The organism is Alistipes sp. AF14-19, assembly GCF_003461645.1.
GTDB classification, from domain to species: Bacteria; Bacteroidota; Bacteroidia; order Bacteroidales; family Rikenellaceae; genus Alistipes; species Alistipes shahii.
In genome coordinates, this window is sequence record NZ_QTXM01000001.1 from 383,848 (window position 1) to 400,339 (window position 16,492).

General features: G+C 58.8%; 12 protein-coding genes and 2 tRNA genes. 5 read left to right on the forward strand and 9 right to left on the reverse strand.

Annotated features, from left to right (window positions below):
- Positions 1–458: 458 nt before the first annotated feature.
- From DWW03_RS01655 to DWW03_RS01670, 4 genes are all read right to left on the reverse strand, one after another.
- Positions 459–938 (reverse strand): lipocalin family protein, encoded by a 480-nt coding sequence (locus tag DWW03_RS01655; protein ID WP_118406172.1) that lies wholly within the window; start codon positions 936–938, stop codon positions 459–461.
- A 403-nt stretch (positions 939–1,341) separates the two neighbouring features.
- The gene (locus DWW03_RS01660; protein WP_229094737.1) at positions 1,342–2,271 is read right to left on the reverse strand and encodes a site-specific integrase; all 930 of its coding nucleotides are present in this window, start codon (positions 2,269–2,271) and stop codon (positions 1,342–1,344) included.
- A gap of 117 nt (positions 2,272–2,388) precedes the next feature.
- Positions 2,389–2,463: transfer RNA gene (locus DWW03_RS01665), tRNA-Val, on the reverse strand.
- 118 nt (positions 2,464–2,581) lie between these two features.
- A tRNA-Asn gene (locus DWW03_RS01670) sits at positions 2,582–2,655 on the reverse strand.
- 125 nt (positions 2,656–2,780) lie between these two features.
- On the opposite strand from DWW03_RS01670, the gene DWW03_RS01675 reads away from it, so the two are divergent.
- From DWW03_RS01675 to DWW03_RS01695, 5 genes are all read left to right on the forward strand, one after another.
- Positions 2,781–3,860, forward strand: a complete 1,080-nt coding sequence (locus DWW03_RS01675) for a DUF1573 domain-containing protein (RefSeq protein ID WP_118406173.1) — start codon at positions 2,781–2,783, stop codon at positions 3,858–3,860.
- Positions 3,861–3,883: 23 nt separating this feature from the next.
- Positions 3,884–4,768 (forward strand): sulfide/dihydroorotate dehydrogenase-like FAD/NAD-binding protein, encoded by an 885-nt coding sequence (locus DWW03_RS01680; RefSeq protein WP_118406174.1) that lies wholly within the window; start codon positions 3,884–3,886, stop codon positions 4,766–4,768.
- A gap of 130 nt (positions 4,769–4,898) precedes the next feature.
- Positions 4,899–6,299, forward strand: coding sequence for an NADPH-dependent glutamate synthase (gene gltA, locus DWW03_RS01685; RefSeq protein ID WP_118406175.1), 1,401 nt, complete (start codon positions 4,899–4,901; stop codon positions 6,297–6,299).
- A 52-nt stretch (positions 6,300–6,351) separates the two neighbouring features.
- Complete coding sequence (locus DWW03_RS01690; protein WP_022061778.1) at positions 6,352–6,924, forward strand: lipocalin family protein; 573 nt, start codon at positions 6,352–6,354, stop codon at positions 6,922–6,924.
- Between the two features lie 163 nt (positions 6,925–7,087).
- Positions 7,088–7,930 (forward strand): phosphodiester glycosidase family protein, encoded by an 843-nt coding sequence (locus tag DWW03_RS01695; RefSeq protein ID WP_015547423.1) that lies wholly within the window; start codon positions 7,088–7,090, stop codon positions 7,928–7,930.
- Positions 7,931–8,008: 78 nt separating this feature from the next.
- Here DWW03_RS01695 and DWW03_RS01700 read toward each other — a convergent pair whose 3' ends face one another.
- From DWW03_RS01700 to DWW03_RS01720, 5 genes are all read right to left on the reverse strand, one after another.
- Positions 8,009–8,938: a sugar phosphate isomerase/epimerase family protein gene (locus DWW03_RS01700; protein ID WP_022061777.1), complete on the reverse strand. Its 930-nt coding sequence runs from the start codon at positions 8,936–8,938 to the stop codon at positions 8,009–8,011.
- A gap of 154 nt (positions 8,939–9,092) precedes the next feature.
- Positions 9,093–10,856: a BACON domain-containing protein gene (locus DWW03_RS01705; protein ID WP_022061776.1), complete on the reverse strand. Its 1,764-nt coding sequence runs from the start codon at positions 10,854–10,856 to the stop codon at positions 9,093–9,095.
- Between the two features lie 12 nt (positions 10,857–10,868).
- Positions 10,869–11,810, reverse strand: coding sequence for a phosphodiester glycosidase family protein (locus DWW03_RS01710; protein ID WP_118406177.1), 942 nt, complete (start codon positions 11,808–11,810; stop codon positions 10,869–10,871).
- Between the two features lie 34 nt (positions 11,811–11,844).
- A complete protein-coding gene (locus tag DWW03_RS01715) occupies positions 11,845–13,128 on the reverse strand; it encodes a RagB/SusD family nutrient uptake outer membrane protein (protein ID WP_015547420.1) in 1,284 nt (427 codons plus the stop codon).
- A gap of 11 nt (positions 13,129–13,139) precedes the next feature.
- A complete protein-coding gene (locus DWW03_RS01720) occupies positions 13,140–16,472 on the reverse strand; it encodes a TonB-dependent receptor (protein ID WP_022061774.1) in 3,333 nt (1,110 codons plus the stop codon).
- Between the last annotated feature and the right edge of the window lie 20 nt (positions 16,473–16,492).

The following is a 16,492-nucleotide window of genomic DNA, read 5'->3' on the forward strand; positions in this document are numbered from 1 at the left end:
CCTGCCAACGGGAATTTGAAATCTCTTTGCTTGCCCTCTGTTGTCGTATAGCGGATAATAACCGTATCGCTTTTTATATGTAATTCGAATAGGTTTACCTTATCGTGTCCCCATCCAAGGATATTGGTTATACGCCCTCTGCGCTAAAAGGTTCGTATATCCTTATCTGTATCATCAGGTAGAATATACCTAAAACATCAGGCACATCCCGCAAAAGTTATCATAGGCAACGACTTTTCAAATCATCATGCGCCGTTCATCACTACCCTGCCGTCATTCGGTTTTTGGTGTTTTATACATTTTAGCTAAAATTTACGTTGTCATTAAATCTTTGATTATGATATAAATATAGGGAAATTTATGACTTATGCAAGTAAAATAGAAAGGACAAACTTGTGCAGAGAGTCTAAAAGTTAACCCTTTTGCACAAGTCTGTCCTTTCAATTTGGGAATATGAATCAGATTTTTTTAAAAGTAGTGGTTATTTCTGCTTTATAGCCGTCGCTATCGTCTACTTTGTATAAAAGGACAAGTTTGCTTTTTGTTAATTCTTTAATGTTATACACAGATGTCGGATTGCCTTCTTCAGGTTCTTCATACATCAATAATTGGTTATTAGAAATCGTGTATTCAATAGACCAATTACTATCCAATCTATTATTGTCATAATAATAGTAGCTTTTATATCTCCCCGTTCCATTTTCATTAAACGTATAGGTGAAATAAAAACCGTAATCATCATTTACATCGTCAATCGGATATGTAATATCCTTTTCCATTTTGCCCTCTCCTGGTACAATTTCATAACCGACCTCACGTGTAATTTGCCACGTTCCTGCAATTTGATTTGGGTCAATTTTGTTGTCATCATCATCGGAGCATGCCGAGAATGAAACTGCCGCAAACATAGCGGCCACCAATAAAAACAACTTTTTCATAGTTGTAATAAGTTTAGTTTGTCGCTACGCACCATCGCGACGGTTAATTTTTGGATTTAAGGAAAACAGAAAGCGTGGTGCCGAAAACTTATCTTATTAGAGTAGGTCGTAGGAAACCTTGAAGATAAAATAAGCAACAGCCCCACGCCTATATCCACGAATGGATATGACGCGAGAAGATGTCGGCCTACTCCTTCTTCAGATTGAATTTCCTACGTTCACTCTAAAGGAATAAACTTACACTTTCCGTGTTTGTCGTATGTCCCACAAAGATAGACAAGACAAACTAAAAAGCAAAACATCTTTCCGATTTCTCGGAACTGTTGCAGATTGAATTATAAAGAATAAGCCGAAAGATGTCTCCTCTTTCGGTAAATCAAAGGACAAACTTGGTCGCAGGGTATTAAAATAGCCCCCTCGTCCAAGTCTGTCCTTGTCGCTGGTATTTGACAATGATATTCCGCATTTCTTCCGTCAGCAGAAAATTGATAGGTTTGCCCGTTTTCTTGCGAACGTATTGCACCCGACCGTCCCGTACATTCCCGTATTTCAGCAGGGCGATGTCTGCAAAGTTAATCCCTGCTCCGAAATAGCTGAACACGAAAATATCCCGTGCTAATCGTTCGGAGGGATAGCCTTGCGACAAATCGAGTGCAATAACCTTGCGCACGTCCTCTTTCGCAATGGCCCGTTTCTTCGTCCGCGTATCGAATTTGCTGACTTTATAGGCATCGAACGGGTAATAATCCCGTTTCACCAACTGCAATTCTACCGCCTTGTTGAACACGCTACGCAACGTCCGAAAGAGTTGGCTGATGGTCGTATCACCGCAACCGCTCGTCCGTAACCAATTCTCGTAACGACGCAACCACACGGCGTCAATGTCGCTGAACGGGATTTGCAACCGCTGCCCCGTGAATTTCAGCAACGATGTACGGGAGTATTTGTAAACGCCTGCATTGCCGAGTTTACCGCCGCGTTTCATGTCGTCAATCAGTTTATCGTACAATTCAACCACCGTAGCGCAACGGACTTGGTTATGAAAATGGGACACGAGCGTTTCCACCGTGTATTCACGTTGCTGGGAGGTCATTTCGACAATCAAATCGTTGTATTCCGCCGTTTTTGCGGCTATCAGCCGTTCGATTTGCTCCTTGTTGGGACAATTCCGTTTGGGCTTGCTTTTCTCGAAATCCCAAAATTTTTCGTGCAGGGAAAGGCCGAGCGAAACGTATTTGCGTTTGCGGTCTTTCGTAACTCGGAGCATTAAAGGAAGCGTTCCGTCTTTGAGAGGTTTGTACTTGTAACAAATGACCTCAATGTTTGCTTTCATGCGTCATTTCGGTTGACACATTGGTTAACACAAACGGGCAAAAAACGTGTAAACCGACCACGGAGGCACACAAAAGAAAAACGACCTACATTGCTGTAAGTCGTTGATTTTCAGTTGTGGGAGCTGAGGGATTCGAACCCCCGACCCTCTGCTTGTAAGGCAGACGCTCTGAACCAGCTGAGCTAAGCTCCCCTAAAAATGGCTTGGGACTGCAAAGGCAATCTTCCGATCACCCTCCGGACCACCCTTTTACGGACGACCCCTTGCAGGCGTTTTTTGAAAGAACCTTTACGCAACCCTCGCGCATCTGCGCCTGAACAAGGACTTGAACCTAGGACCCCATGATTAACAGTCATGTGCTCTAACCAACTGAGCTATTCAGGCATTTCGAAACGGGTTATCCCGTCGTTTCGGAGTGCAAATATATAGCAATTTTTCATTCCCGCAAAATTATTGCACGATTTTTTCGCAAAAAAAGTATCTTTGCATGTCGCACAAATCATAAAGAAATGATCCCGAATCGCGTTATTTTCCTTATTCTCTTGACGCTATGCGCCTTAACGGCCTCGGCGCAGGAACATCTGTCTTTTCGGCCCGATACGTGGGACTTCGGCACGATCCGCGAAACCGACGGCCGCGTCAGCCACACGTTCACGGGTGTCAACCGCGGCGACAGCCCTCTGGTGATCCTCGACGTGGTGACCACCTGCGGCTGCACGGTCCCCGATTTCTCGAAGAAACCGATCCTTCCGGGCGAAAAGACGCAGATCACCGTCACCTACGACCCCGCCAACCGCCCCGGCTCATTCACCAAGGAGCTGTGGGTCTACTCTTCGGAGAAGCGGAAAATCGCCACGCTCACCGTGCAGGGGAGCGTCATCCCGCGGCAGAAAACCGTCGAGGAGCTCTACCCCGTCGATGCCGGCGGAGGGCTGCGGCTGGCCTCGACGCTCAACGCCTTCTCCTATATTTATCCGGGGCGGCAGGTGCAGGCGGCGATCGGCTACGCGAACACCTCGAAACGCCCGGTCCGCCTCGAACTGCGGCCCGAAACCACGAGCGGAGCGCTTCGGACCAACTATCCGAAACAGATCGCGCCGGGCGAACGGGGTGAAATCAACTTCACCTACCTCATCCCCGCCGACAAACCCCGCTACGGGACCGTGCGCGACGCGCTGGAGGTCCTGATCGACGGACGGAGCAACGGCACGACGCTCGTCACCCACGGCATCGGCGTCGATCCGCAGCCCGCGGATGCAACACAAAACGCCCCGAAAGCCGATTTTTCGGAAAATATCCTTAAATTTGGACCGGTCAAACATGCGGGACCAGTCCGGAAAAAGCACTTTACGCTTTCGAACGCGGGCGGCGCGGAGCTGATCGTGCGGGCCGTCGAAGGCGAGGGACACGTGGCCACGACACTCGCCCCGGGGCAGAAAATCGCCCCCGGAGATTCGCTGCGCTGCGAAATTCTGCTCGATCCCCGGACGCAGGACTACGGCATCGTGACCGAACACCTCGTGGTGGTGACCAACGACCCCGTGCGGCCCATGCGGCGCATCCGGGTGACGGCAATCATCGAAGAGTGACACACAAACACACAACGGATATAATGTACCCCATTCTTGAAAAAAGACTCCTCGCAGAGGGCATCTGGCTGATGAAGGTCCTCGCACCGCGCGTGGCCCGCTCGGCGCAGCCCGGACAATTCGTCATCGTGCGCGCCGACGAACACGGCGAGCGCATTCCGCTCACGATCTCCGATTTCGACGCTGCGGAGGGCAGCGTGACCATCGTCACGCAGGCCATCGGCGCCTCGACGCGCAAAATCTGCGCACTGAACGAGGGCGATGCCCTCGCCGACTTCGCAGGTCCGCTGGGCCACCCTTCGGAATTCGTCAAAATGCCCGTCGAAGAGCTGCGCCCACGCCGCTACCTCTTCGTGGCGGGCGGCGTGGGCACGGCCCCGGTCTACCCGCAGGTCAAATGGCTCCGGGAACACGGCGTGAAGGCCGACGTCATCATCGGCGCCAAGACACGCGACATGCTGATCTACACCGACGCCATGCGCGCCGTAGCCGAAAACCTCCATATCGCCACCGACGACGGTTCGGAGGGTTTCAAGGGACTCGTGACGGCGCTGATCGGGGAACTGATCGAAAAAGAGGGCAGACACTACGACGAATGCGTGGCCATCGGCCCGATGATTATGATGAAGTTCGTGGCCCTCACCACGAAGAAGTACGCGCTGAAAACCACCGTGTCGCTCAATGCGCTGATGGTCGACGGCACGGGCATGTGCGGCGCCTGCCGCGTGACGGTCGGCGGCCGGACGCGCTTCACGTGCGTCGACGGCCCGGAGTTCGACGCCCACGAGGTCGATTTCGACGAGGCGATGCGCCGGCAGGGCATGTACCGCACCCAGGAGCAGCGCGCCGCGGCGATCGAGGCCGAGCGCGAGGCCGGACACGTATGTAAGATCGGATTGGACAAGTAGAAAGGTGAAAGGCATTTCAGCGACGGAGACCATGCAGAATATATAATTATCTCCCGCATAGAACTTCCCACTTTTCACCTTTCACCTTTCACTTTTCACTTTTCACTTTTAACCTTTCATCTGCTATCACATGGCAAACAAAATACCCCGCGTGCCGGTGCGCGAACAGGACCCGGCGATCCGTGCGACCAATTTCGAGGAGGTCTGCTACGGCTACGACCTCGAAGAGGCCACACTCGAAGCTTCGCGCTGCCTGCGCTGCAAGAATCCCCGCTGCGTGGCGGCCTGCCCCGTAGGCATCCGCATCCCCGACTTCATCGCCGCCCTGCACGAAGGGCGGTTGCAGGAGGCAGCCGACATCATCTCCGAGGACAGTTCGCTGCCGTCGATCTGCGGCCGCGTCTGCCCGCAGGAGAGCCAGTGCGAAGGCTCGTGCATCCTGGGCATCAAGAGCGAACCGGTCGCCGTGGGCAAGCTCGAACGCTTCGTCGGCGACTGGAAACTCGAACACGGCGCCCCCGTGCAGCCTGCCGCCGTGCGCAACGGCCGCAAGGTCGCCGTCATCGGCAGCGGCCCGGCCGGGCTGGCCTGCGCCAGCGACCTGGCCCGCATGGGCTACGAAGTGAAGATTTTCGAGGCGCTGCACAAGGTGGGCGGCGTGCTGGTTTACGGCATTCCCGAATTCCGCCTCCCGAAGGAGCGGATCGTGGCGCGCGAGATCGCCCAGGTCGAACGGCTGGGCGTCGGGATCGAGACCGACGTGATCGTGGGCCGCACCGTGACGATCGACTCGCTGCTGGACGACGAAGGCTATGACGCCGTATTCATCGGCTCGGGCGCCGGGCTGCCCCGCTTCATGGGCATCCCGGGCGAGAACCTCAACGGCGTGGTTTCGGCCAACGAGTTCCTCACGCGGGCCAACCTGATGCATGCCTACGACAAGGCGTACGACACCCCGATCTACGTCGGACAGCGCGTCGTGGTCGTAGGCGGCGGCAACGTGGCGATGGACGCCGTGCGCACGGCCAAACGGCTGGGCGCCGAGGCCACGATCGTCTACCGCCGTTCGGAAAAAGAGCTTCCGGCGCGCGTCGAGGAGGTCCACCACGCCAAGGAGGAGGGCATCCGCTTCCGCATGCTGACCAACCCCACCGCAGTCCTCGGCGACGAAAAAGGCTGGGTGACGGGTCTGCGGTGCGTGGAGATGGAGCTGGGCGAACCCGACGAAAGCGGCCGCCGCTCGCCGGTGGTAAAGGAGGGCTCGGAGTTCGAAATCGAATGCGACGTGGTGATCATGGCGCTGGGAACCTCGCCCAATCCGCTGCTGGCCGCCACGACCGCCGGTCTGGAAACCACCCGCCGCGGCTGCATCACGGCCGACGAGCGCGGCGCGACGACCCGTCCGGGCGTCTTCGCGGGCGGCGACGCCGTGACGGGCGCCGCGACGGTCATCCTGGCCATGGGCGCGGGACGCACCGCGGCCAAAGCCATCGACGAATATGTAAAATCACGTGCAAACGGCACACATTAAGCGAGAGTTCCGTATATTAGCTGCAACATGCAAATCCGATAAATCCGACACCATGAACAACATCAAATCCCTGATCGCCGCACTGACTTTCGCCGGCCTGACGGCCTGTGCCGACAACAGCCCCAAAACCTTCTCGGGATTCATCACCGACGCCTCGATGAACACCGTCACCGTCCGTGCGCTGACCGACGAGAGCACCTGCACCTTCGCGACCACGGACGCCGACAAGAGCGACGCCAACGGCCTGCTGCTCGGCGCCCCCGTCACCGTAGACTACACGGGCAAGCTGAAGGACGGAACCGCCGCCACGAAGATTGCGACCGATCCCACCTACGCCGAAGCCGTCGGCAAATGGACGATGCCCGACCCGATTGCTCCCGAAGGCGTCATGGGCGTCGAGATCATGGTCGAAGGCGCAGCCAGGTCGATCAACATGGCGACGCTGGTCTACACCTCGTGGGAACTTCAAGGCGAGGCGGACAAAATCCTGCTCAAGGGCCAGAGCCTCGGCAACGGCCAGACCATCGACTTCACCCAGACGGGCATGATCGCCAAAACGGCCGACGGGAACTACACCCTCACGATCGAGGGCACGGGCACGGTCTACACCAAGGCCAAGCAGTAAACAGCTTTTCCGCCCCGAAAAGCCAGCGCCTCCGGACTTCCGGGGGCGCTTTCGTTTCCGGGAGGGTCCGGCGTCCGTTTTTCCCCGAAAATAGCGGCTCCGACGCTTGCTAAATCCGTGCTAAATGCGTAAATTTGTGGCTACTAACCCGTTTATCCGAACCATGAACAAAATTCTGACGGGAGCCTTGCTGCTCCTCTTTTCCTCCAGCGCCGCGGCGCAGACACCCCGCGACTCGATTGCATTCGCCACCGCCCAATGGCGCACGGCCGACCTCGGCGGCGGCGCCGAATGCCGCTACGCCCAGATCGACATGTTCGGGTCGCGGCAGAGCATCTCCGTCGCCACCTACCCCGGACGCAGGTTCACCACCTCGATCGTCCACCTCGATCGCAGGGCCGAGTCCACGAGCGATCTGGGGAAGGCCGCCGGCGCGGAGATCGCCGTCAACGGCAGCTACTTCAACGTCAAAACCTTCGAACCGGTCACCTTCGTCCTGCTCGACAGGAAGATCGTGGGACGCACCACCCCCGAGGAGGCATTCCGCACCAACGGCGTCATCGCCTTCAAGGACCGCAAGGGCCGCCGGATGGAGATCTTCCCGTGCGACACGACGCAGTATGCCGACGTGGCGCGCCGCTACCGCTCGGCGCTGGCCGCAGGCCCGGTGCTGATCGACGGCGGCAAGGTGGTCGAATACACCTCCGGGAGCAGTTTCTACACGCGCCGCCATCCCCGGACGCTGATCGGCAAACGGGCCGACGGCACGGTGGTGATGGCCGTGATCGACGGGCGTTTCAAAGGCCAGGGCGACGGCGCGACCATCGCCGAAACAGCCTACATCGCACGCCAGCTGGGTCTTACCGAGGCGCTGAACCTCGACGGCGGCGGCTCCTCGACGCTCTGGACGGCGCAGGAAGGCGTCCTCAACCATCCCTACGACAACCGCCGCTTCGACCACGAGGGCGAGCGCGGGGTCCCCAACTGCATCGTGGTCCGCAGGTGACCGGCCAGCGGCCCGGAATCAAAGAACGCGGTTTGATGAAATTGCATCAAACCGCGTTCTCATTTAACCCGACCGTCCTTATTGCTTCGACTGCACGTACTGTTCGTACAACCGGTCGTAACAAGCCTTCAACTGCGGGAACTCCGCCTTCTTCACCTCGTACATGAAGACGCCCCGGTAGTGCGCATCCTCGTACAGGGCCTTCAGGATCGCCGTCCAGTCGTTGTCGCCCCGGCCCTGGCCCGGCAGTTCGTGACACTCGCTGCGGCCGTCGCCGTCGCTGACGTGAATCGTCCTCACCCGGCGTCCGAGCGCACTGATCAGCAGTTCGGGATTGTCGATGTGGTTGGTGTCGACCGCGGCGTCCACCTCCCGGGGCACGAGCGACATGATGTGCAGCACCTCTTCGACCGTACGGCCCAGCGGGCGTTCGTAGTTCCCGTCCTTGACCAGTTCGTAGCCCAGCATGTTCTCGATCACCACCCGGGCGCCGATCTTCTTCGCATCGGGAAGCAGCTCCCCGACCGAGCGCACCAGCTGCGCGATCCGCGCGTCGCGCTCCCCGTGCCCGAGATACCAGCTCGGGTGGAACAGCACGATCCGCGGCGACAGGATCTTGCAGAAGCGCAGCACGCGGCGGTGCAGTTCGACACTCCGCTGCCGCACGGCCTCGTCCGTCTGCGAGAGGTCGATCTCGCGGCCGAAAGGCATGTGCACCGACCAGATTTCGATTCCGGCGCGCTTGAGGTCGCGCTTCAGCTGACGGCAGCGCGCCTCGATCTGCCGATCGTCGGTCATCTCCTTGTTCAGGAACAGCGTCGACGCGCTGATCTCGATGGCGTCGATGCCAGCCCTCTTCGCCTCGGCGAAGGTTTCGTAGGTCCAGTTCGTCACCGGGCCGAAAATCCCGGACGAGGAACCCACCTTCAGCCGCGGCGGCTGCCCGGCAAACACCGGGATTGTGCATAGGACTGCAAGCAGCAGCAGTCCGGTTCTGTAAAGTTTCATAACTGTAAAGATCATAAAAAAGTCGGGCCGATGCAAAACCGCACCTCCTTGCGGGGGGGGCGGCCGGACGCCGCGACAGATAAAAGGGGCGTTACGACCCCAAAGATACAAAAAAAGGGGCGCACCGATGAAAGCACGCCCCCTGTGAACAGATTTATTTCACGACGGCTCCGATCACCGTCTTGCCCGTGCGCGAAGCGCCGGTCTGGTCGATGGCGCTGACCGCCTCGCCGAAGGCCGGATCGAGCGTCTCGCCCAGGATCTTCAGCTCCGAAGCGGACATGCCGTACTGGCGCGCCGGATTCGCGTCGCCGAGCAGCACGCAGGTCTTCGTCGCACCGCCGTTGTCGCCCAGCGGGCTGAGCATCGAGGCAGGATCGAACGCCGCGCCTGCGACAGCCATACCGTCGGCATTGTAGACCGTGCCTCCGATAATGGAGTTGGCGACCTTGTAGCTGGCGTCCTTGAACCAGGCGACATCGTCGGCCGCGCCGTCCGTCGTATTGCCCGAGATCAGCGTATTGTAGACCTCGATGGCCCCTCCGACGGCAGCCTGCTGCAATCCCGCACCGTTTCCGGCCGTCACCGTCGTGTTGCCGGCAATCGTACAGCTGACGATCACCGCCTTGCTCGGCTTGGCCGCCTTGCCGTAGACCGCGATACCGCCGCCCTTTCCGGAATGGTTGCCGCAGACCGTCGAATTGACGATCACCAGGTTGCCGTTTTCGCGGACGTAGATACCGCCGCCGTTTAGGGTCGCATGCTCGGGATTGACGCTGTTGCCCGAAATCGTGGTGTTGCTGATCAGCACATTGGTCTTGCCGCCCGTGTCGCCGAAGACGTAGATACAGGGAGCTACGCCCGACGCCTTGTTGTTGCTGAACGTACAGTTGTTGATCCGCAGCAGTTTGGCTCCGTCGGCCCACAGGCCGCCGCAGTTGTACGTCGTCGTCGACTTGGTCGCATTGTCGGCAACCACGCAGTTGTCGAACAACGCCTCGGCTCCGGCGTCGACACGGATGGCGCCCATGCGGATGTCCGTATTGTCGACGATCTTGCAGTTGAGGATGTCCACCGTCGCGTTGCCGATGAAAATGCCCGCGCCGTAACTCTGGTAGAACTTCACGCCGCCTATCGTCGTGCTGCCCACCGTACTGAACTGCGACGAACCGTTCTTGATCGTGAATCCGTCGAGCGAAGCCTTCATGCCGTTCATCTTGGCCGCCGTCACCGCAACCACGTGGCATACGGCGTGGTCGCCGTCCAGAATCGTCTCGTTCGCCACGGGATCAGCCACGGCGCCCTCGGCCGCATCGGCCGGATAGCCGCCGATCATCGAGAAGTTGCTGTGGATTTCGAACGTGTTGTCCAGCGCGGTCTTCATGCCCGTCAGCGGAACCGAAGGCACGTAGGAACCCGCAGCCACATGGATCACATCGCCGTTCATCGCCTGGTCGATCGCGTTGGCCAGCGTGGTCGCCGTCTCCCATGTCAGGCCGTCCTTGTCGGCCGAGCCGTCGGTCTTGACATAGTAGTGCGTCGCCAGGTCCGAAGCGCTCGCAGCGGCCTGCGTCACGGGCAGCGTGACGTTCTCGCCCTTGATGACATAGGCCGAGATCGTCGCCGTGCGTTCGTCGAGCGTACGGTTTGCGGCCACGGTCACCGTGATCGTGGCGTCGCCCTGTCCGTACGACGGATCGAACGACACCCAGTCCTTGTCGCATTCGATGCGCCACGGAAGGTTCGATTTGATCGAAAGTTCGTAGTCCTTGGTGGCCTTCTCCGCGGTGATGCTCGTCTCCACGAACGACAGTTCGGGCGTCTCGGGAGTAAAGGCCGTATCGTCGCTAAAATCCTGGCAGGCTCCCAGCGCCGCGCATGCGGCCGTCAGGAGCAGGTATTGAAATATCGTTTTCATCGGTTCCGTCTTTTATTGTTCAACAATCGCCAATCCGGTCGCCACCTTGCGCATGACCCCGCCCTGGTCGGTCGGCCAGTTCAGCAGTTTGAGTTCGCCCTCCGCGCCGTCGCGAGCGATGAAGGTCGACGAGCCGCCGCCGTCGAGGTTGAGCGCGTCGCAGGCTCCGCAGGCCGACATCAGGTTCATCAGGTCCAGCAGGTCGGCGCCGTTCGAATAGTAGAAGTTACGGCCGTCGACCACCATCAGGTAGACCTCCTTGCCGTCCTGCGACACGCCGATCGCCGTACGCGGTTCCATGTTCGCCACCGGCATCGTGTTGCCGCTCTGGTCCAGCTGCTCGCCGTTCTTGAGCAGCAGCGTGCCGAGGCCGCAGACTGCTTCGCGGACGATGTCCTTGTGAAGAGCGTACTCCTCCTCCGTGAAGCAGCAGGCCTCGTTGTCCTTCGTGATCACGAAGACGTTGCAGTCCGTACGGCTGAACGAAGTCTTCACCGCCACGCCGTCGCGGTAACATACGCCGTAGGGGATGTAGGTCGTATTGAAGAAGTCGGCGTTCGTGCCGCCCAAGACCTTCTTCCCGTTCTTCTGCATCGCCTCGAGCTGCTTCATAATCGTCTGGCCGGTGCCCACCTGGTTCTTGTCGTCGGCGAGCGTCGTGCGCAGGGTGATTTTGTCGCTCAGGGCGATCTTGAACAGGAACAGCTGCATGGCCAGTCCGTCGTCGGCCAGAAATGCCATCTCCAGCACGTCCACGCCGTCGGCCAGGTTGTAGGTCCTGTCGCTCTTCACGTGAGCCACATACCCGTTCGATCCGTCGACGATGCTCTGTCCCCAGGCCGTCTGGGCGGTCGTGTCGAACTTGGCGTATTCGTCGAAAGCATTCGAATTGTCGCACGCAGCAAGCAGCCACACGCACAACAGCATTCCGATCATATATCTGTATGTTTTCATCGTTTTATCGTTTTATGCATATTGGACAATCCCGCTAATAACCCGGATTATTCGGTTTGAGGTTCGGATTGTAAAGCAACTCCCGGCTCGGAAGCGGCATCAGGCACTGGTAGTCCTTCGTGCCGAGCGTCTGCGTAGCCTTTCCGGTCCGCACGAGGTCGTACCAGCGGAAACCCTCGGCGAGGAACTCCAGACGGCGCTCCTGAAGCACCGCGTCGAGAAAATCGGCTTCGTTCCCCGGACTCACCCTGTCGAGGCCGCGCTTTTCCCGCAGTTCGTTGAGACGATCCAGACCTCCGTTCAACCCCTGCGCCTCGGCGCTGATCAGGTACATTTCGGCCAGACGCGAAATCACCACGGGGTCCGACCCGGTCTGCCCGCTGGGGTATTTGTTGACGAAGTTCAGGTTGTCGAGCGTGGTGATCGACACCTCCTTGCGCAGGTCGTTGTCGGCGTACATCGTCATCACGTCGCCCGCGGGACGGTAGTTGTAACTGCCCTTGTTGGGGTGGTTGTAGGAGTAGAACTGGTTGGAAATCTTGATCGACGAACCGTCCTCGGTCAGGCACGAGAAGGCGAAGATCACCTCCTTGTTGGCCTTCGAGCGGAAAATCTTGTCGAAGTCGTCGAGTGCGTAGTTCGGATTGGCGATCAGGCTCTCGGCCAGCTCCTTGGCCTCTCCCTTCTTGCCCAGATAGAGTTTCACGCGCGCTTTCAGGGCCGTCACGGCGGCGGGCGACACGTAGTAGAAACTGTCGGCGCTCAACCCGTTCAGGAAGCCCGAAGCCGCGTCGAGGTCCTCCTCGACCAGTTCCCAGGCCATCGAGGCCGGGTCGCGCGAAACCTTGGCCTGGGTGTTCTGCCGCAGGACGGGCACGTCGCCGAAGCGGGTCACCAGACAGAGGTAAATATACGCCCGGAAATAGCGGCACTCGCCCAGCACCCGGTTCCGCGTGGGGCTGTCGGCCAGCCCCTCGGCGATCGACATGACGTTGTTCACCTGCAAAAGCGCCTTGTAGTAGCCGTTCCACTGGCTGCTGACAAACGTATGCAGCGCATTGGAAAGCGAGTTGATCAGGTCGATCGGGCGGCCCGTGCTGGTCATCAGCTCACCGCCGAAGAGGTCGAACGCGATGTAGGAGTAGTAGGTAGGTCCCTCCTGAACCTTATTGTACATTCCGATGCGCAGCGCCTCGATGTCGTCGGAGCCGACCACCGTCGGGGAGACCGCCGAATGCGGCTCGATGTCGAGCATGCCGCTGCAAGCACCCATCAGGGGCAGCAGGGCAAACAAGATGATTTTATGCAACGATTTCATGATTGTCGGATTTAGAAAGTGATGTTTACGCCTAACTTGAAGATGCGCGGCTGGGGAACGCCGTCGTTATCCTCGCCGTAGAAGCGCGGATCGAGATTGACGCTCGTCTCGGGGTCCCAGCCGGGATAGCGCGAGCAGAGGAAGACGTTGTCGCCCTGGGCATAGACCCGGAGTCCCTTGAGGTGGATTTTCGAAACCAGCCGCTGCGGGAAGGTGTATCCCAGCGTCACCGAGCGCAGGCGGATGAACGAACCGTCGGTCAGGTACATCGTCGAGTTCTTGCCGTTCCAGCCGCTGTACGAGTAGATCGCGCGCGGGTATTTGTCCGACGTGCCGGGTCCCGTCCAGCGGTTGTCGGCATAGGCTTTCAGCAGCGAGCGGGTATGGCCGGGCTTGGAGCCGGGGATCATCCACGACGCATACACGTCGTTTCCGTAGCTGTACGTAAAGAAGAGGCTCAATTCCAGCCCTTTGTACTTGAAGGTGTTGTTCCAGCCGCCCGAGAATTTGGGGTTGGGGTTGCCCGTGACGATACGGTCGTCGTCCGTGATGTTCCCGTCGCCGTTGCGGTCCCAGTACTTGACGTCGCCGGCGCGCACGCCCTTGTCGTAGAGCGCCTGCGGCACCTCGCCGTCGTACTGGTAGATGCCGTCCGTGCGGAAGATGTACCACGAACCCACCGTCCGGCCGAGTTTCAGCGCGCGGTTGGCGCCGATCGACAGCAGGTCGTCTTCGAGCAGCGACGTCAGCTTGTTGACATTGCGGGCGATGTTGAACGACGAACTCCACAGCACCTTGCCCAGATTGAGGTGGGTGTTGATCGTGAACTCGACACCCTTGTTGCGCATCGACCCGATGTTGCTCAAGATCGAGGTCTCGCCCGTCGTGGCGTGCACGGGCTTCGAGTAGAGCAGGTTGTTCGTGTTCTTCAGGTAAACGTCGGCGATCATGTTGATCTTGCCGCCCAGGAAGCTCAGGTCGAATCCGGCGTTGTACTGGTCGGCGGTCTCCCACGTCAGACGGTCGTTGCCGCTCGACGAAATGGCGATGCCGCTCTGGCCGCCGTAGTTGACGCCGCCGCTGATCAGGGCCTGCCAGCCGTAGTTGCTGATTCCGTCCTGGTTACCCGTGCGGCCGTAGCTGGCGCGGATCTTCAGGTCGGTCTTCTCGGCGTTCCAGAACGACTCGTTCGAGACGTTCCAGCCGACCGACACCGAGGGGAACCAGCCCCAGCGGCAGTCGGGCGCGAAGCGCGACGAACCGTCGGTACGGATCGTGGCATTGACCACGTAACGGTCCTTGTAGGCGAGGCTCAAACGGGCGAAATAGGATTCGATGGCATATTCCGACAGTCCGGCGCTGGCATCGACGATGTTGGCGGCCACGCTCGCCACGTCGAACGCCGGCGAGGGATAGTTCTGCGCATCAATGTACGACGTGCGGCTCCTGGTCTTGAGGAACGAGTGACCCACCATGGCCCCGAGTTCGAAATCTTCGCCGATCTTGCGGTTATAGTTGGCGTAGAGGTCGATCGTGTTGGTCATCACGAACCGGTTCCGGTCCAGGATGCGGCCCTTGTCGGCAGCATAGGGGTGGTTCTGATTGTAATAGATGTAGTCGTAGGTGTAGGCCGAGTCGTTGTTGTACGACGCCCTGACCGTCAGGCCCTTGATGATCTGCGCCTCGGCCCAGAACGAACCGATGAAGCGGTAGTTGTCCGTATAGGAGGTCTCCTCGGAGAGAATCTGCACGGCATTGTGCAGCAGCAGTTCGTCGGTTCCGCCCGTGTAATAGCCGCCGTTGGGTTTGTAGGGACGGTCGAAGGGACGCTGCTGCACGGCGCGTCCGATGATCGTCGATCCGAGATCGGCTCCCGGGATACGGTTGTTGTGCAGGTAGTTGCCGCTGATGTTGGCGCCCACCTTCAGCCATTTGAACATTTCGTGGTTGATGTTCGACTTGAGGTTGACCTTCGAGATGTCGTTCGTCTTGATGACGCCCTCCTGGTAGTTGTAGCTGCCCGAAAGGTAGTATTTGGTCTTGGCGTTGCCGCCCGAAAACGACAGGTCGAGGTAGTGCGACTGCCCGAGCCGGGTGATCAGGTCGAGCCAGTCGGTGTCGGGCATGTCTCCGTAGGGATTGCGGATGGGCTTGACATATCCCGAGCTGTTGACCGTGAAGCCGTTCTGGCGGTTGTAGTTGTCGACGCCCTCGTTGAAGACCTCGACGTACTGCTTCGAACCGACGTATTCGCGGCGCCCGGTGTTGGGAAACTGCGTGATGCTGAAGCCGTAGTTGACCTTGACCTCCGATTTGCCCTCGCGGCCCTGCTTGGTGGTGATCAGCACGACGCCGTTGGTGGCGCGCGAGCCGTAGATCGCGGCCGAAGCGGCGTCCTTCAGCACCTCGATCGACTCGATGTCCGTGAGGTTGAGCGTCGCCAGCGAACTCATGTTCTCGCCGAACGAATAGAGCGACGCCGAGTTGTTCGACAGCGGAATGCCGTCGATCACGTAAAGCGGCTCGTTGCTGGCGCTGAGCGACGACGAACCGCGGATGCTCATCTTCTCGGCCGAGCCGAGGTTACCCGAACTGGTCGAGATCGACACGCCGGCGATGCGGCCCTGAAGGAGTTCCGAGGGCGACATCACGCTGCGCATGTTCTCCTCGGTGGGCTTGAACTGGCTGATGGCGTTGGTCACCAGGCTGCGGCGCTGCGTGCCGTAACCGACCACGACCACCTCGTCGAGGGCCATGTTGTCGTTTTCGAGCCGGACCTCATAGAACCGTGCCGGATCGTCCACCGCAACCTCCCTGGTCTTCAGGCCGAGGTAGGAGACGATCAGGCGGACATCCGTGCGCGCCCCGATCCGTACGGAGAACGAGCCGTCGAGGTCGGTGGTGGCGCCGATCGTCGTGCCGTCGACGATCACCGTGGCGCCGGTGATCGGATTCCCGGCGCTGTCTTTCACGACGCCCTTCACGACGGCATTGGCCGAAGCGCGGGCCGCGGCGTCCCGCTTCGCGGGGGCGGACATGATGGCGATCATCTTGCCCTCGACGCTGCTCACGACGTTCTGTCCGGCGAACATCTTCCCGACGACCGCGCCGATCTCCTCGTTTTTGACATCGAGGGTGATCTTCTTGTTCACATCGGCATCCTTCGTCTTGATGACGAACGAGTAGCCGTAATCCTTTTGCAGGCGTTCGATCGCCGCCTTGACGGTCGCATTGCGGACCGACAGGCTCACCTTCTGGGCCGAGGCCGCGGAGGCCTGGAACAGGAAGCACAGAAGTGCGGCAAGCGTGATCAAACTTTTGACGGAAGGTAAAAGTTTATTCATTACGTTAAGATTTGAAGTTT